This window comes from Novipirellula rosea, assembly GCF_039541335.1.
Classification (GTDB): domain Bacteria; phylum Planctomycetota; class Planctomycetia; order Pirellulales; family Pirellulaceae; genus Novipirellula; species Novipirellula rosea.
Window position 1 is genome coordinate 92,398 of sequence record NZ_BAABGA010000107.1, and the last position, 17,705, is coordinate 110,102.

Genomic DNA, 17,705 nt, shown 5'->3' on the forward strand with positions numbered 1-17,705 from the left:
AATCGCGGACAGAATTCGACCGTTTGTGAGCTCCGGACTTTACGCGGACGTCCTGGGTCGCTTAAATCGTAGCTGTACCTTCAATATCGACTCAAATTACGCGAATAAGGATTGGAAACGAATGGTTTCTCGACTGGCTTTGATGATGGCGTTGCCCGCTTTGGTTCTTGGCACCTGCACGGCAGTTCGTGCCCAAGCTCCCGCCAAAGCGACCTACGTGAAGGTCGATACGACCGAAGGCGCCTTTGTCATTGAATTGGATGCGGCCAAAGCCCCCAAAACCGTGGATAACTTCTTAAAGTATGTCAAAGAAGACCACTACACCAACACAATCTTTCACCGGGTCATCGATGGCTTCATGATCCAAGGGGGTGGATTCACCGCGGATATGCAAGAAAAAGATGCACCGCGTCTGGTGCGAAACGAAGGCGGAAACGGTCTGAAAAACCTGACCTACACTGTCGCCATGGCACGCACGAGCGCCCCCCATAGCGCGTCGAGCCAATTCTTTGTAAACACCGCAAACAATGACTTCTTAAACCGCGAAAACTCGCAGGACGGCTTTGGATATGCCGTCTTCGGGCGTGTCGTCGAAGGAAAAGAGGTGGTTGACCGCATCGGAAAAGCACCAACGCAGTCGAAGCCCCACCCAAAGGTTCCCGGCGTGCTGATGCAAGATGTTCCGACTACCCCGATTGTTATCAAAAGCATCGAAGTGGTTGAAAAGAAATAACACCGGGTTTTCCACATCCCCAAAAAATCAAATGCACTCCTGCCTCCGGCCTTCTTCCAAAGTCCGGAGGCTCTTTTTTTGCGCCGCAAGTGCCCTGGCGCCCTGACGCCACGCGTCTTCCACAGTTTGAAAGTGTCACCGGCGCGACACGTCGCACCGATTCGCTGCGAAAATTCCGCAAGATCGTCAAAATTCGCTCGCGTGACCACGGCAAATGCAAATTCTGCGTTAACACATCGAGCGAGTTGCCGCGTTTAAGAACTAGGTTTCAGAGGACGGTGGACTCCGCGCCGAGATGGCTCTCCTGCACTGCTCTTCATCCCCACGAGCTTTATCCCGAATGAAATTGCCCCTCTTCATTCTTCGTGTCGCCTACACCCTTGCTCGTCGGTTCAAAATCGCCGATGCAACAAGATTGCTACATCTTGAAGCAGCCGATTTCCTCGCTCCGACTTTACCCGACGGCTACACATTGCGTTCGCCTGGCGCGGGAGAACTCTTCGAACTGATCCAAGCCGGCAAGGCTCCTGCAGAGATCGGCAGCCCGCGAAACGTTTCGAGCCAGCGTAGGGTGGTCGTGGTCACAACACCTGAAAATGATGTCGTCTCGTATCTGTGGATCGCGATCGAATCAGTCGACGCCAACGAGAATTTCTCACGTGCCCGCCACCTGGGCACCTCGGTTCATCTGCCGCCACGTGCCGGATTTCTGTTCAACGCGTGGACGCATCCCGATCAGCGCGGAAAGCGATTTATCGGCTGCATGATGTCCTACATTATCGAGAATCAATTGGTGGATACGGACACACTCGTCACCACAATGGATTGGACCAACGAGAAATCTTCCCGAGCATTCGCCCATGTGGGAATGAAACCGATCGGTACCGTGATCCGCCTCGGACGCGGCCCTCTGCAATTAAGTTTGCTACCCCGAGCAGCAAGCCAATTTGGCTTGAAACTAGCATGCCAAGCTCCGGGCTACAAGTTCGCCTTCTAACACCTAACGCCTGCGTTGCAGCCACGAGTTACGCCGCAGCTTGCTCTGGCATCCGCACAAACGTGTTTTCTTGAGCGATCACTTCGTCGGCAAGAGCCCGGTAGTCAACCGCACCATTGCTTTCGGCGGAATACTCAAAAATCGACTTACCAAAACTAGGAGCCTCGGCCAAACGAATGTTGCGGCGAATCCGAGTATCAAAGAACTTGGCACTGCGGTAAAACTCGCGAGCTCCCTTGCTTGCTTCAAAGAACTCGTCAATATCGGTGCTGACTTCGGCAGCCAGTCGAGTATTGGAGTCATACATGCAAAGCATCACGCCCGAGAGACGCAGGTCGCTGTTCAGTCGCCGCGAAACCACCTCGATCGTGCGAAGTAGTTTGCTCAACCCGTGCAGCGCCAAAAAGTGTGGTTGCAGAGGCAAAAAGACCTCATTCACCGCGACCAATGCATTCACGGTCAAAACGCCGAGGCTTGGAGGACAATCGAGGATAAAATAATCAAACGGCTCGTCATCGGCATCGAGCTTATCGCGAAGAATCATTTCGCGGCCCACCTCGCTGGCAAGTTCCAGTTCGGCAGCGGCAAGATCCAAGTTCGATGGAATCACGCACAGATTTTCATTGACCCAGCAACGTGCTTGCGCGATCGTCGCTTCGCCGCACAGCACCTCGTACATACTGGCTTCGCCATCAACGGCGGTAATACCAAGGTGCAGCGAAGCGTGAGCTTGGGGGTCGAGGTCGAGCAAGCAAACTCGACGACCTTGAGCCGCGAGTGCTGACGAAAGATTGACGGAGCTGGTCGTTTTGCCAACACCACCTTTTTGGTTAATCACAGCGATAGATCGCATGGTTCATCATCCTTGATGGGGCGAGTTAGCGTTTGTAGGTAGCGGTTACAGGTAATTCGCAGGCTGATTCTCGATCACGCTCGACCACGTCCTGCGACAACGCGATCGGATGTTTCCCATTTCCGCCTCAAAACCGACCGCCTCTTTACGACCTCAAACGGCCAATTCAGCGGGACAGCCCTTCGTTTGCCAGGCTAGGCGGCTTCGCTCTGACGGTACTGTTGGTATGCCAATAACACATCGTAAAGGTCCGCGTCGATACGAACTGTGTCGTCCGCAAAGTCAGAAAGCCAAGTTCGGTTCGATTTCTCGGCGTCAATCAAAAGTGGCACAATCTGCTTGAGCGAAACGTCCACCGTTTTGGGGGCGGCAACGCCGCTGATGCGGTCTAATTCGCGTTCTTTGCGTTCTTCGGAATGGTGAAGTGTCAACTTTCGTTTTGCGGGTCTTGCCATGGAAGAACCATTCTCAGAAACAACGCGAAATTTCGATTCAGGCATCAGCTACATCTCGGAACGTGGATCGAAAGGACCAGTTTTCCTCTCGTGGACAACCTCCGTTTCACGCACAGCGGCGCATCACCAGAGGCTCAACATTTTGGGGGCGGCGACAGCGTCAACCACGGGGCAAGCCGCCGTCGCCGTTTGTCTCCTAGTCGAATCATCGACTTTGATGGTTAGGGGACTTAAGTCAAATTTAACGATTTTTTCAGCTGACTCATTTATCCCGTGTTTCACTGACGCAGCCGCATTGCGGGGCGTCGATCAGGGGGTCCAAATTTGAAAAAGTACAACAACGCTTCGAACGGCAAAACTTCCTTCGCCGGACTTATGACATAACAGGCCGGAGGTCGCCACCACAACCTCGCAGCAATCTTCTCCGCTGCCGCCTCCCCACTGCTCACTCTCTCGCGATTGATATGGATCTGGCAAACGGAGCATTGCTATGCTTCGGCTCGCTGGCAGACTCTACAAAAAGCGAGGCATTTCCTCGCCAATCGCGTGACCGTATCGCAAGTTTCTCGCCCGCCCCTCTCACGTTTGTCCCGCCCCAGATCCCCCATAGATTGATGAAGATCGCACTCGCATTTTCAGGAGGTGGCGTCCGAGCGACGGTGTTTCACCTAGGTGTACTCGCTCGGCTGGCGCGGCACGATCTGCTCTGCAACGTAAAGATCATCTCCAGTGTTTCAGGCGGCTCGCTGGCGGCAGGACTTGTCTTTGCCTCGGCCGGATACCGCTGGCCCAATAGCGAAGAATATTTGCACGACATCGTGCCAAAATGCTTGTCAGTGCTGACAACGCGAAACGTTCAGCAGACGTACGTACTGAAATCGCTGCTTCGGCCTTGGCGACTCGCCTCGGGCCGAGCCTCGGTGCTAGGCGATGCTCTGGAGAACAAGTGGGGCATTACCGGATCGCTGGCCGATTTGCCAATCGCGCCGAACTGGATCATCAACGCGACCTGCTACCAGACCGGAAAGAACTGGCGATTTCAACGTGACTTGATGGGCGATTACCAAACCAAATACATCACCGATCCCGATTTCCGATTGTCACATGCACTGGCAGCATCCGCGGCAGTCCCCGGTTTGATCGGTCCGCTAATGATCCGATCACGACAACATCAATGGAGTGAATTTCGCGAAGACGATTGGCACACGATCGCTCCTAAATACAAACGTCTGCATCTTTGGGACGGTGGAGTGTATGACAATTTAGGGGTCGAATCACTGTTCAAGCCCGGCGACGGGCTACGCGAAGGGACCGATTTCTTAATCGTTTGCGATGCATCACGCCCACTTTCAACCGAAACAAGGCAATCCCGTTGGCGGCCCGGATATTTAAAGGCATCGATGCGGTTGGTGGATGTTGCGACCGACCAAGTGCGTAGTCTACGGGCGCGGATGCTGATGGAATACTTTAAGCAGAATCCTGGAACCGGAGCCTATCTGCGACTCGGACTGAGGACACAGAAGGTGTATTCGCGAAGCCCCGTTGGCGGCAAACCCGCATTAACCGATAGCGAAGTTCGTTTGGTCTCGCAGCTAGAAACCACGCTGCGACGGCTGACCGATCACGAGTTCAGTTTGCTATTTCGCCACGGCTTCGAAGTCGCCGATGCAACGCTTTCCACCTACGGCCATCAAACGATTGGCCGTGTGCCACGCAAACAAGTGCTCTTCAAAGCAGCCTGAGCAACCGTGATCTTCTCCGATTCGCTTGTAAATGCGAATGTTGTAAATGCTGCTCTCGTCATCACCGATGATGCTATTTTCAACAGCCCAGCAAACGTTAAAGCGACTGAACGCTTCGTGCTTGGACGATCAATCTTTCAGTACCGGTGCTAAATAGATGTTTTTGTATTTGACGGAGGTATGGTCACCCTGCAAATAGATTGGCCCCGGTGCGGCGGCGTTCGTGTAGATGGCTCCCGCGGTCGGGGCGTCGATGGGTTGGTTGTCGATAACTTTGACGCCATTCAGTACGACGGTAACGTGCCGATCGACGAGGGTCAGATCGTACGTTTGCCATTGGCCTCCCGGTTTTCCGGCGTTGCTCGAAGGCGCGATCGCACCGAAGATGGCGCCCACCCCCTGAATGCCTTGCATCCGACTGTCCCGATCGACCACCTGAGCCTCATACATTCCTCGCAGATAAATACCGCTGTTGCGTGCTTCTTCCACCAGGAATTCGATGTGCAACCAAAAGTCTTCAAATTCAGCTTCGGTTCGTAAATTTGCGTACGAACCGGTGGGACTGAAGTCGGTCTTGGTGGTGGTGTTCACCAGCATACCATCGATCACGCTCCAACCATTCGTCTTGTCAGATTCGTGAGTTCGCCAACCGCTCATGTCTTTTCCATTGAAGATCATGTGCGGATACCCAAACCGGACCTTCGATAAGTCGGGTGCCGATGCGGGCATCGGCGGGACTCTGGTTCCTGTAAACGCTTCTCGCTGAGAAGTCCCATCAGCGAGTTGACGCTCAAGGAAACCGTCAAGCTTGCCCTGCTTCAAACCAACGTCCACCTTGATGACCGAAGCTTGCCCATTCTTCTTTTTTGGATTTCTACGAATCTCAAACTTCAATCGCCCCTCTACCTGCTCGGCAGCATAGGGGCCGGTGGGACCAATATACAAACGCATATAGACTTGCGGCTGACCGTCCTGCGGAACCACACGCATCCAGGCCGGCATGCCCGACTCGAGGTCAAGAGACCAATCACCGGTGATCTCTTCAGCCTGCAACGTTGACACAACCAGGCTTGCGCCGACGATCAATGCGGCAAGCCTGCCAAGAATCCAAATGTTAATGCGTGAGAATCGATCAGGCTTCGTCATGATTCGTTGCTCGTGTCGTAAAGAAGATGAATATCGGTTGGACTGGCGGAAAGCGAATCTTGACCGCTAACGCCGGGTCTAAAAGCCGCCACGCTCGCCCACGCAACGAGTGCTAACGCCTTTGAAAGACAGAGTTGCCATTTGCGGTAGTCCACGCGTCCAAGTTTTTGGGATGAAATGAAACGACTTAAAACGCAAGTCTTGTTCGTTTCACTCGTATCAGTCCCGTTCAATTGTTTTGGCCCGTTCAATTGTTTTGGGACGACGCGGTACAGCTAGAGCCATCTTAACAGACCGCGATCTTGAACGTTCCTCTGAAATCCCGAATCGACTTTTTTGGCACTTGCCGCGTGTCACCTATATTTCTTGCACGCTCTCACTCACGGCTTGCTACCGCGATTTCTTTGCTGCCAACGGCGAAAGGCGTACGGTCAGCATGGGATCATCCATTACCCAATCTTTGATGATGAGACGCTGCGAATCAGCGTCCCATCGTAGTGCACTGGCTTGTTCACGAAGCGTCGCATCGGAGACGCTTGGCGTCAATAAATGCGATTCGCCTGGACGCATCTCCAACACCACCTCCGAACCGATTTCGACGCGGAATCCATCCTCATAGAAACGGTCCCGAGGAACAAAAATCACACTGCTGCCCAACGTCGCGTCCGGCTTGAGTCTTATTTCCAAAACGCGATTGGCAAAATCATATCGACAGTCTTTTAAATCGCCCGCAATCGCCAACGGGCGAGGGCGTGCGAGAACGTCTGTGATGAATTTTCGTTCGACGATCCCAACCGGGGTCTTGTCCGAGAAGATAGCCCATGTGAACAGCTCGCGCCGCAGCTTGGACCTCAGTTCCACTCGAGAGCCACAGAACCAAGCCTTGATCGCCCCGATACCGCGGCGGTCCAGTTCCCTAGCCGTCACCTGATAGACGTCCCTGTACCGAGACTGCAGCGTTTCGTCGGTATCCGCTGCGATGTCCGTCGCCGGCCCCCATTCGCCTAGCAGCAGCGGTGCCTGAGAAATTGCGGCTTCGCGTTCATAACGCCGCAGTGTCTTACGCATCCGTTCCAAATTCATTTGATACAGATGGGGTGCATAGATGACGCGGCTCCGTCCGAACGGAACGTTCATCGGCAGAAAAGGCCCCTCACCTGCTCCCGTCTCTCGATACAACGGTTGATAGAGAGCCCATTTATTGGGGCTGATCGCCTGCATCGCGTCAACCATTCGCCGCTGAGTCGGGAGCAACTGTTCGCGAAAGCAACGTTGCAAATTGGGATCCAAGCCGTGTTGAGGTTCATTCAGAATGTCGTAACCGAACACCGACGGGTCGTCTTTGTAGCGAGTCCAAATTTTGCTCCAAGCATGAATCAGTTGGTCCTGAGCGCCGTTCGTGTTTTCGTAGATGGCATCCCACTGCGGATGCCCAAAAGGCCGGATATCATAGACCACCAACTTGAAGATGGACTGCATTCCTGCGGCGCGAGCCAACCGGACCATCTCGTCGAGTTGCTGCAAGTAGGCAGGATCCTCGTCCTTACCTGGCCAGCCGCCCAAACGCCCAAGCGCCGTGCGGATGACTTGAAAGTTGGCCCCCATTTGCACCATCCGCCGATAATCGTCCGCGGTGTAACGAACCGTCCCCTGCAAGTCTTCGGTAATCGTGACAAAGCCCGTCGCAACAATTTGGCGGCCTTGATCATCGCGAATTGCCATCGGCATCGCGACGTCGTCTGCACTGGAGATGCCGAGCGATCGAGTGAACAAAACGAGCAGGATGAGTGTGATTCGAAGTTGCATTCTTATGATTTCGCGATTGCTTGGCCAAAATTTATCCGTAGCCAATGTCCAATGACAGGAGGAAGGGCCGGCGGGTGACCGCGTTTAGCTTATGCAGGTTTCCGATGTCCTGACCCGCTGGTTTTCCGAGACGATTCTTGAGGATTCGTCGGCGATCCGCCAGTGATGGGCTAATACCGTCTTGATTGACATTGTTATGATCGACGGTCAAAAACGCTGCATTTCCAATGAAAAAGCCGAGTTGCGATTTCTCACAACTCGGCTTTAGTGGAGGCGGCGGGAATTGAACCCGCGTCCCGCGATTCCTAACTGCCTTTGCGGTAAGGAACTTACGGAAACGCCAAATTCATTGGCAGGGTATTGGCAGGGATGCAGCGACAGGAATTGTCCACAATTCGCTGCGAATGACAGTGATCTAAACGCGGTGATGGAGGCGTGGCCAATGCTACCCACTGCGACCCGAGAGGGGATCGCTCAATTGTGTCGCTCATTGCTTCAATCCAATGTCCCCTCTGGACGAACGTAACGAGGCTCAGCAAAAGACATCGATTGGCAGAAGAGGACGATGACGTCCAGAGCTTTAGTCGCTTGATCACCACTGACCGACTCTCGCTGTTCATGTTGGTTCGACAATATTTCAAATTGCGAATGTGCTGTTGGCATTACCTATAGCTTAGCTGATCACCACAACCACACACCTAAGTGTCCTATCCAAACCTGAAAACCCCAAAAGCAAAAAATGGCTGCACAAGCAGAACTCAGCGACATCATCGAAAAGCTGACCGCTCACGAAGTGTCCCTCACTATGGAGCTTGACAATCTGTCTGCTCAATCGAAGCGAGTGGGGAAACAGTTGGATCAGATCCAGTCAGCCCTGTCCGCCCTGCGAGATGGGAAGACAAAGGTGAAGTCCTCCCGCGGTGTGGACGCCACAAAGAAGCGAACGGCGACGCCAATCGTTATTCAAGAGATCGCCACAATCGTCCTCGGCAAGCATGATTCCTTGCCCTTCGATCAACTGCTGGGCCATGCCAAATCGGAACTTCTCGCCCGCGGACTTTCACGAGTCGGTGCCAAATCGATGCTGAGCGATGCAATCAAGAATCCCGCCTTCAAAATCAATCCGGACGAGACTGTTTCTACCGCGTAGCCTCAAGGCTCAAGAAACTCCCATAGCAGTCACCTGAGCGTCTTCAACCATCGACGCGGCTACAGCACATTTTGGCGTCGTATGCACGGTCGAGCGAAATTTTTTGATCCAAAGGAAACGGTGCGTCCGACGTAGCGGCACAGGCTGTGGTCTCAACGCAAACCGGACCTTAGATTTATCAAGTTCGCTGGCATTAGCGGTGGAGCAACAGATGTAGTTATCCGGTTATTTTACCCATGTCACATTCAAGATTGACGCGGAAATCACCTACGATGTATGCTCTGCTTGTATTGGAGTCCCCTGCAGGAGAGGTAAATGAGCAAAGCTAGGAAGGAATCCCCGCCACCCCCCCCACAAACCGAGCTAGAGCGGAAGCAGCGTTTGCTGACAGAGAAACTGGCCCGTTGGTGGAATCACAACGGTGAGCAATCCGCACCATCCAAACCTTCAAGTGAAGCAGAACCAAAGCTCCCACCCAAAAGGGCCGCCTAGATCGCGTTCATCACAAATCCCGGCGGCTTTCATAGAGTTCAGCGATTCCGGCCTGGTTTACGATAAGCTGCATCAAGATCGCAAACCTACGAACGAGGGAGTTCATCACAGCGACTTGCTCGGAGTTAGGTTCCGACTGAAGCAAGAGAAAAACGGTAAACACTTCAATTAAGTTATTTCCGTCTGAACCCATGACAGGTGTAGCCAAGACGGCCCCCAACTCAGATTGTTGTGCCCACGCTTTTGCTTGATCATCGAAGTCGATTCTTGGAAACACGATCAACTTCTTGAAATCGCCCAACTGCTCCAACAGAATCCCAAACAAATTTGGTGGCGGATCATCAAACCCCTGGAAGAATTGCACCTCCTCCATTCCAAGGCCAGCAGCGCAAATTAGCGGCGCCTCGTAGGGATCCATTTGCAGGATGACTTCACGGAAACTCTGCACCAACTCCGTGGTCGTTTGACGTGCCCAATGGGCATCCCGCTTTGACGTATTGCATGCAGCAAGCAGTGTCTGTTCCAGTTCTGTGACCTGCTCGTGAAACAAGAGCGATTTTTCGGCAAGTGATGGTTCTGCATCTTTCTTCACAGAGCCAAACCAGCGATGGCAAAAGCCGTCAATGTAATCAGTCCACCTAGTGCGCTTTTTGTCGAACTCCCAGACTTGATCAGTGTGACCATCAACCTGAAATGTGCGTCGCTTGACGGATCCGTTGTCCCAGTAAACGTAGACCTCTGAAAACGCCTTGATCCAGTACTCGCCCGTCGTGTCCGTCTGACGAAGGTGCTTAATAAACTTAACAAGTCGTCCAGCCGTATTGAAAACGGCTTCGTAGTAGGTTGCGAGTCTCTTTGCGTCGCGAAGCGAAACCTCATCCTGTGGTACGACTGGGTGCTTGTAGCCAGCGAAGCTGCGGAAATACTTGGTTCGTGAGTGCTCTTGATCAATCATAGTTTTACTCGCTGAACACTCTTGGAGACAATTAGTTCGCAGTGCTGCAGTGCAGCACGTTGAAAGTTGTGGCAATTTTGTCCCCAGCCAATAAACCACTGCCACGAACCATGGTAGTTCAGGGCGAAGTACCGCAGGCAGTCTGCAATTTGCTTGTCTGTCCGGACATCGTCAACCTTCACCAACGGAAAGAACTCCTCGTCCGCAGACTCAGCGTGGTGCGGGTCCCGGTAGGGATTGTTTTTCGAACGTCCACCATTCAAACAACCTTCAACACCAAGAAAGACTTTAGGGTAAGACAGAACTTCGGCGGGCCACCAGCCGAAACTTTCCGACATCGGAGTTGTGGGATCTCCAATTTCAAACCACCAGTGCCCCGCCTTGTCATCGGTTCCAGGACGAATGTGAATCCGCTTGAATCGGATGCATTTGACTTCTCGAAAGCTCAATTGCTCAGTTCCTGGCCTTGAAAGCCCCAAAATTAGTATTTAGATGACAAATGATAGCGTGTCCTTAGAATGGAGGGGAACAGACGTATTTTTTCGATACACGGAAGCAGATAAGTCACGGATATGACCGCAAAACAGACCGAAAAAGATTTACATTTACCCGCTGTCTGGGCAAAAACAGTAAGCACATCTATTGGAGTCATCCTACATCTATTGCGTCCCGCATTATCAGCGGAAGTGACTGAAATCGATGAGGTTCAGGTCTCGCCCAAGAAGGCGGAACACCTAAGTGTCCTGTCCACAGGCGAACGAGTAGTTATCACTGACCGGCCAAACTGCCCGATTCCATTGAATGCCGAGGCCGTTCTGCTGCGAAAGCCTAATGGTTCCGAAAAATGGCTCTATCATACCGCGATAGATGATCACAATGACGCATTAAAAACGAGTGGACTCGGCGGCCTGAAGCGACAGTTCACCCGGCATTGGCGAGATTCGGTGCGTTTCCGCGCTGAGTGCACAGACTCGACTGGAAATCTGTCTGCGTCAGGTCTCCGTCCGCCCCAAATTGGTGCCCTACATGCCATCGGCTCTCATTGGAGCCTGCACCATCATGCTGCCACCATTGTCATGCCAACTGGAACCGGCAAGACTGAAACGATGCTCGCTGCATTAGCGGCATTCGTAGACGGAACCATGCTGGTGGTCGTTCCCAATGGTCCGCTCAAAGCCCAAACGATTCGGAAATTCACGACCTTCGGGTTGCTGCGTGAACTGGGGGTTTTGCCTGCGGATGCCCCCAATCCCATCGTTGGCGTCATCAACAAACGACCTCGTACGGTTGCCGATCTGGAGCCCTACAAAGGTTGCCATGTCATCGTGACAACCATGTCTGCGGTGGCTCAAGGCACAGCGACTGCCGTGATCGATGCGCTTGCTACGATCACCGACACACTCGTCGTCGACGAAGCTCATCACATTGCGGCTGGCTCATGGTCCGCATTTCGCGAGTCATTTCGCGACAAGAAGATTCTGCAGTTCACAGCAACTCCATTTAGACGTGACGGTGAACTGGTAGACGGGGAAGTCATCTACTCCTATCCCTTGCGACGGGCACAAACCGATGGTTACTTCAAGCCAATCACATTCAATGCCGTCCACGAGATCGATCCTGAAGAGGCGGATGAAGCCGTTGCGAAGCAGGCGATCTCGCAACTCAAGGATGACCTGACTGCAGGCTGGAACCACTTGTTGATGGCGCGGTGCAAGGAAATCGAACGCGCGATCGAGATTCACAATCTCTACTGCAAGCTTGCACCCGAATACAATCCGGTTCTGGTTCACTCCAAGGAACATGAATCCAATACCAACCTCGCGAGATTGCGGTCCGGCGAAAGTCGTATCGTAGTTTGCGTCGACATGTTAGGCGAGGGATTCGACCTGCCCGAACTGAAAATTGCAGCCGTTCACGACACCCACAAGAGCCTTGCCGTCTTGCTTCAATTCACCGGACGATTCACACGCTCCAATGGTGGATACATTGGTGATGCAACTGTCGTCGCGAATGTTGCGGATAATCGAGTCTCTGACGCATTGGAGCGGCTCTATATCGAAGACGCCGATTGGAACCAACTGCTCAGCGAGTTCAGCTCTCAGGCGGTCAAGGAACATTCGCTATTAATCGACTTTTTGAGCAAGTCGGTGCGATTGGACGATCGTGACAACGATAGCATTCAAATATCTCACCAGCTGTTGCGACCAAAGTTCAGTGCTGTTGTCTACAAATGCGCTTCCTTTAGGCCTATGAAATTTCACGAAGCGTTAATTAAGGACACGGCGGTTCACTCCGTTTGGCTTAACAACGACACAAACACACTCTACTTCGTCACCCGGCGCGAGCCACCGGTCGGTTGGACACGGTCCAAAGAAATCTTCGATCGACAGTGGGACTTGTTTGTCATTCACTACGACCCTAGCCGCAAACTGCTATTCGTCAATTCGACTGACAAGAGTTCAGTTCACGTCACCATTGCCGAAGCCATTGGCGGCGATTCTACACAGTTGATCAAAGGAGACGCCGTATTTAGGACGCTTGGAAACGTCAGCCGTTTGCGATTCCAGAATGTTGGTGTCCGAAAATTCGGTCGCCGCAACCTACGATACGCCAAGTACAACGGCGGCGATGTCAAAGAAGCATTGACGTTGGCACAGACGTCTGGTTCCCTGAAGTCTGACTTGTCAGGAACAGGATTCGAAAACGGTTGCCCCGTCACCATCGGATGCTCGATCAAAGGCCGAGTATGGTCAATGGCAAAGGGCAGTGTACGCGGACTGCTCGATTGGTGCGAAATCATCGGCGCGAAAATCTCGGACGAGACGATAGACACCACAAAGATCATCGAAAACGTCTTGATCCCAGACGAGGTTGACAAGTTTCCAAATGCTATCGTGCTATCCATCGATTGGCCACTCGAATTGCTCAAGCAATCCGAAGACAAAGTGATGCTTAATTGGGACAAGGACGAAGCTCCCATTACCTTGTTTGAACTGAAAGTAAATTGCCAAACCGCCAGCGGCAACAAATTGCCGTTCCAAGTCACGAGCGAGGACCAGACTTGCGAATTGGAGCTATCGTTGGGCGGGACCAGAGGCTTTGAAGTCAAGCAGATCGCTGGTCCGCAATTCACCATCAAAGCGGGTCGAATTGAAACGAGCCTTGCAATCTACTTGTCCGACTGTCCGCCGTTGATCAAATTTGCCGACATGTCTGAGCTAGACGGAAACTTGCTCGTCCATCCACAAGACATTCGCGACTTGGTGATCCCGCCAGAGCGGTTCGAGCCCTGGGACTGGACCGGAGTCGACATCACCGCCGAATCGATCTGGAAAGGAAAGCACAAACGCACCAACTCGATACAAAGTCACGTAGCCATACAATACGAACAAGCTGGTTTCTCAGTCATCTTCGATGACGACTGCAAGGGCGAGGCCGCTGATCTCGTTTGCCTGAAAGATGAAACCGATCACATTCGGCTATCTCTCGTTCACTGCAAGTTCACATCCAGCGATGAAGCCGGTAAGCGATTAAGCGACATTGTCGAAGTCTGCTCGCAGGCGGTCCGTTCAGCTAAGTGGAAGTGGCGATTCCGCGAACTCTGTCGTCATTTACTATCGCGTGAGAAACGACTGAAGAAACCGTATCGCCCAACGCGGTTTATCAAAGGAGACACAAAGGAATTAAATCGCTTCCTTCAGCTCAGCCGTTTCAAGGATTTGACGGTTGAGTTCGTGATCGCTCAGCCAGGGCTCTCGCAAGCAAATTGCTCAACTGAGCAGTCAGCCGTGCTTGCAGCCGCCGATAGTTTCCTGCTGGAGACCGTAGGGGCGAAAATTGAGATCATTTGTAGCCAATAACGGTTGGTGGCAGTTCTGGTGATGATGTCTTGTGGGATTCATCAAGGAAAAATATGAAGTAGATGCGTCGGGTTGACCATCATCTGATGCGTTTCAGTATCCAGCAAGCCAGACGCTTGCTACGTGCTTTGATTGGGAGAAGAAAAAGTACGCGGACAGTTTTCGGTTTCCAATATTGGGGGACTGAAACGCTCCGTTGTCATCGACGTCACCCAATTACCGGTTCGGCCAACACGCTCCGGTTTCATCGACCGGAGCAGCTAACGATGAAGTAAAATCCGCTGACGATGAACAATCCGTTATCCCCGAGACTTTCGATTTCGGCGCGGAGGTGTGTTACGCCCGCGCGAACAACATACATTGTGGAATTGCCGGTAGTTCTAACAATGGATGGGTCCCTCTGAGCATTCCGGAAAGGATCGGTTCAGGTCTCTTTTAGCAAGCCAATGCAGACTTTGACGATCGTCCCATGTGCAAGATCACTCTGAGCCCGTCAGGGAATCTTGCCTCGGCGGCAGGTGATCGTGCAGGTGAGGGGAGAGCATCGTAACGCGGCGGTTTCATTCGCCTTCGTCGGCTGTCATCCATCGTGGCCAAGGGCCTGCCGGCCTCCGCGGGGCGAGCCCCGATGGATGACAGCCGACGAAGGCAGGTGAATCAATTCTTATTTGCAACATCTTGCAATCAAGCAGACATAACGCTTTTAAACTGGGACTCACATGCGGTGAATCGCTGACGTTAGGACTCAACGTGAACCTCGACTGCTCTTTCTCTCTTTCTTTTGTGTAGACGTCTAACTTCCGATTCTCGTTGGCATGCGTTGCTTGCCCAGCTCACACGCAAGGCAACGAGGATTGGTGGTGCATCCTTAAAAGGTTTTCTTATGTTTTAACACTTTCGAAAGAGAATGAAAAAATGACGAATTTAAAGAGAGCATCCTATCAACTGTTCTCGCGACCCGAGGATGAGCGATTTCCAAACTTTGAGTCCCTATACGATCATTGCGCGTCCGCCCAAAAGGATTCGCAGGTCCACTGGAAATCACCTGCGCAGGTGATTCCGGTTGAAATGCAGGGCAACCTTGGGTTAAAGCTTACAGGCGACTACGGTTACACGCTCAATGATTGGTCGTTCGGTCAAGCCTGTTCCATCGCTTCCATTAACAAAGAAACGGTCAACCGGCTCAGCACCGAAACCGCTGTCCAAGTGTTGCTTGAAACGATGCCAGCAGGGGAAAAGCCCATGCAAGTCCTGACGAAGGATGGAAAAGTACGTTCGATTCACGGCGCTTCGTACACTCGACTTTATGATTGCGATGTCTTGGACATCGTGATGGACGAGGCTTCCGATTTCACGCCTCCACCGGTCGGCTTCAACGGTGCTACGGGCCTGTATGCGGGTGAACAAGACATGTTCGCCTTTATGGTCGACAATGGGTCGTGGGTTGACATCGACGGTGAACAGTTCGCTCCCGGATTCTTCATTTGGAATAGTGAAGTGGGCCGACGAACCGTTGGAATTGAAACGTTTTGGTTCCAACGAATCTGTGGAAACCACATCGTGTGGGAAGCAACGGAGGTCGTCTCCTATAAGCGGAAGCATACGGCGAACGTCGCCGACGCGCTCGGCGAAATGAGATTGATCTTGCGTCAGCTCGTTGACAAGCGAGATCAACGCAAAGATGCCTTCGCCCACGCGATTAAGCAATCGATGAACACGTCACTGGGATCGACACCCGAGGACGCGGCCAAAGCACTTACGGGTTTCGGAATCGGCGTCGGTCATATCAAGACCGCCATTGAAACGATGTCCACGCAAAGTGGGGGTTTCACCGTATTTGGAGCAGTCGATGCGCTCACTCGCATCTCTCGGCAAATCGCAAACGCCGGAGAGCGTGCAGCCTACGACTCGAAAATCGGCACAATTCTCTCGCTTGCTTCGTGATTAACCATGGATCCGCAAGCAACCTGGGAATCGATGATCGCTGCCATTGTGGACAACGATCTTGAAGCGGCAGCCGACTTAGCAAGCTGCCTAATGGAGTGGCTGGACCGTGGCGGATTTTCTCCCACGGCTTTGCCGCAATTCGGTCATGTCGAAAACGACAGAACCAAGGCGGTGTATTTGATTAACCGCAGCATCGTACTTCACGTATGTGCGGCCGTTCGCACATAACATCCCGTTTCTATCTCATTCGGAGAAAATGCAATCATGGCACAACAAACTGCCAAATCGCCCGTCAAAGGTCCCGTTCATGAAGTCCGCTTGGGACGCATCAAGGCGACAATCTGGGAAAACGAGACTCGCGAAGGCATTCGCCACAATGTCTCTCTAACTCGGATCTACAAAGACGGGGATACGTGGAAAGACTCGTCTAGCTTCGGCCGTGACGACCTCCCGCTCGTTGCCAAAGTCGCTGACCTCGCTCATACCTGGGTCTACGAGCACGGCAAAACAACGGCGTCTGTCACACCGAGCGAGAGTACTCAGTTCTAACGAACTCAGAAATTCGTTGAGAGACTGCCAACTGGGAAACAAGGCCGGCAACAGCCTGTTCCAACCGTAGGTTCGATGCACCACCGAACCTACACAAAATCGAATCAAGAACTTTTGGGCGTCACTAGTTGCTTTGAAGGTGCGATGTGTAGCGCGAGTGAATCTTCAACGCCGGGACTCTCGTTGTCGCTCGCCAAGACTCGACCGCGAGTTTCGCCTTCCAGCGTGAACAGACCTAGGGCAGTATCCAACAGGAAACCATAATTTAAGAGCTCAATCTCGTTCAGGGCTCGGCAGCCAGCCGATACATTTCACCCTCACTACCTTTCTATTTACGCTTCAATCAACCATTTCAGCTCATGATGCCTATAGATTGACTGCAAAACTCGATACTGAGCCTGTGGCTAGCAGTTACTCAGACGGGATTCACCCGCTAGTCTTCAATACCTTGTCAGTCCGCACATGCACGCATTTGGTCGCCGGAACTGCACTGGTGTCCTGGCTCGAATCAGAGTCTGTTGCAATTCCGTGCACCATTGATTGAACTAGTGTTTCAGATCTGCTTTCTTCGCTAGTGAGAGCAACGATTTCGCAGCCAAAACCTGATACTCAGAACTCAACAACCGCTTGAGACGAACCAGGTCGTCAGCTTCCGCGTGAGTAATCATTAGCAAAATGGCCAGTTCCTTGTCGGAATCTTCCGACATCTCCGTATCCGTGGCGTCGGTTAACCTTGTGAGTTTCGGAATGCCAAGAGCGTACAACCACAGGTCACCGTTGGCATCGGAAAACACGATCGTCTCACCATTCGGAGATACGTCGAAGGAAACGTTTCCATGCTCGATGGTGCTTGATGCCGGGCAACCGGCAAGCTGCACTGAGTATAGAGCTAAGGAGACCAGAATGAAGTGTCGCATTGGCAAATTTCGGATCCTGTATCCGAACAACAGAACGCCTGCCGTAACCGGGCACGAACGGAAGACATTGATTTAAGTTGCCGCGTGATTGAGTGCTCCGGTG

Annotated in this window: 15 protein-coding genes; 8 read left to right on the top strand and 7 right to left on the bottom strand. The window is 52.6% G+C overall.

All coding sequences use genetic code 11. From position 1 onward, the window contains the following. The first annotated feature begins 121 nt into the window (after nt 1-121). Together ABD971_RS30600 and ABD971_RS30605 are read left to right on the top strand one after the other, a co-directional pair. Nucleotides 122-733, top strand: a complete 612-nt coding sequence (locus ABD971_RS30600) for a peptidylprolyl isomerase (protein ID WP_339946260.1) — start codon at nt 122-124, stop codon at nt 731-733. Between the two features lie 340 nt (nt 734-1,073). Beyond that, complete coding sequence (locus tag ABD971_RS30605; RefSeq protein WP_345327472.1) at nt 1,074-1,730, top strand: hypothetical protein; 657 nt, start codon at nt 1,074-1,076, stop codon at nt 1,728-1,730. Between the two features lie 28 nt (nt 1,731-1,758). Here ABD971_RS30605 and ABD971_RS30610 read toward each other — a convergent pair whose 3' ends face one another. Both ABD971_RS30610 and ABD971_RS30615 read right to left on the bottom strand, forming a co-directional pair. Beyond that, entirely contained in the window at nt 1,759-2,583 is an 825-nt protein-coding gene (locus ABD971_RS30610) for a ParA family protein (RefSeq protein WP_339946262.1), read from the bottom strand. Nucleotides 2,584-2,777: 194 nt separating this feature from the next. Next, nucleotides 2,778-3,038 carry a hypothetical protein gene (locus ABD971_RS30615; RefSeq protein WP_339946263.1) on the bottom strand — a complete coding sequence of 87 codons (261 nt, stop codon included), beginning with the start codon at nt 3,036-3,038 and terminating at the stop codon, nt 2,778-2,780. A gap of 614 nt (nt 3,039-3,652) precedes the next feature. Between ABD971_RS30615 and ABD971_RS30620 the strand changes: the two genes are divergently transcribed. After that, complete coding sequence (locus tag ABD971_RS30620) at nt 3,653-4,780, top strand: patatin-like phospholipase family protein (RefSeq protein WP_345327475.1); 1,128 nt, start codon at nt 3,653-3,655, stop codon at nt 4,778-4,780. Nucleotides 4,781-4,909: 129 nt separating this feature from the next. Here the strand turns inward: ABD971_RS30620 and ABD971_RS30625 are convergent, their stop codons facing one another. After that, a complete protein-coding gene (locus tag ABD971_RS30625; RefSeq protein WP_345327477.1) occupies nt 4,910-5,926 on the bottom strand; it encodes a 3-keto-disaccharide hydrolase in 1,017 nt (338 codons plus the stop codon). 390 nt (nt 5,927-6,316) lie between these two features. Beyond that, nucleotides 6,317-7,732 carry a glycoside hydrolase family 5 protein gene (locus tag ABD971_RS30630; RefSeq protein ID WP_345327478.1) on the bottom strand — a complete coding sequence of 472 codons (1,416 nt, stop codon included), beginning with the start codon at nt 7,730-7,732 and terminating at the stop codon, nt 6,317-6,319. Between the two features lie 739 nt (nt 7,733-8,471). On the opposite strand from ABD971_RS30630, the gene ABD971_RS30635 reads away from it, so the two are divergent. After that, entirely contained in the window at nt 8,472-8,882 is a 411-nt protein-coding gene (locus ABD971_RS30635; RefSeq protein WP_345327479.1) for a hypothetical protein, read from the top strand. Between the two features lie 502 nt (nt 8,883-9,384). Here ABD971_RS30635 and ABD971_RS30640 read toward each other — a convergent pair. Both ABD971_RS30640 and ABD971_RS30645 read right to left on the bottom strand, forming a co-directional pair. Further along, nucleotides 9,385-10,329, bottom strand: a complete 945-nt coding sequence (locus ABD971_RS30640) for a hypothetical protein (protein ID WP_345327480.1) — start codon at nt 10,327-10,329, stop codon at nt 9,385-9,387. Next, a complete protein-coding gene (locus ABD971_RS30645; protein ID WP_345327481.1) occupies nt 10,326-10,778 on the bottom strand; it encodes a hypothetical protein in 453 nt (150 codons plus the stop codon). Before ABD971_RS30645 ends, ABD971_RS30640 begins: the two co-directional genes overlap by 4 nt. 123 nt (nt 10,779-10,901) lie before the next feature. Between ABD971_RS30645 and ABD971_RS30650 the strand changes: the two genes are divergently transcribed. The 4 genes from ABD971_RS30650 (at nt 10,902) to ABD971_RS30665 (ending at nt 16,685) form a co-directional block, all read left to right on the top strand. Next, nucleotides 10,902-14,189: a DEAD/DEAH box helicase gene (locus tag ABD971_RS30650; RefSeq protein WP_345327482.1), complete on the top strand. Its 3,288-nt coding sequence runs from the start codon at nt 10,902-10,904 to the stop codon at nt 14,187-14,189. Nucleotides 14,190-15,104: 915 nt separating this feature from the next. Next, on the top strand, nt 15,105-16,133 hold the full coding sequence (locus ABD971_RS30655) for a DUF932 domain-containing protein (protein ID WP_345327483.1): 1,029 nt from the start codon (nt 15,105-15,107) through the stop codon (nt 16,131-16,133). Between the two features lie 6 nt (nt 16,134-16,139). Further along, nucleotides 16,140-16,364 (top strand): hypothetical protein, encoded by a 225-nt coding sequence (locus ABD971_RS30660; RefSeq protein ID WP_345327484.1) that lies wholly within the window; start codon nt 16,140-16,142, stop codon nt 16,362-16,364. A gap of 36 nt (nt 16,365-16,400) precedes the next feature. Continuing rightward, complete coding sequence (locus ABD971_RS30665) at nt 16,401-16,685, top strand: hypothetical protein (RefSeq protein WP_345327485.1); 285 nt, start codon at nt 16,401-16,403, stop codon at nt 16,683-16,685. Nucleotides 16,686-17,230: 545 nt separating this feature from the next. On the opposite strand, the gene ABD971_RS30670 is transcribed toward ABD971_RS30665, so the two are convergent. Beyond that, a complete protein-coding gene (locus tag ABD971_RS30670; RefSeq protein ID WP_345327486.1) occupies nt 17,231-17,602 on the bottom strand; it encodes a hypothetical protein in 372 nt (123 codons plus the stop codon). Nucleotides 17,603-17,705: the final 103 nt, after the last annotated feature.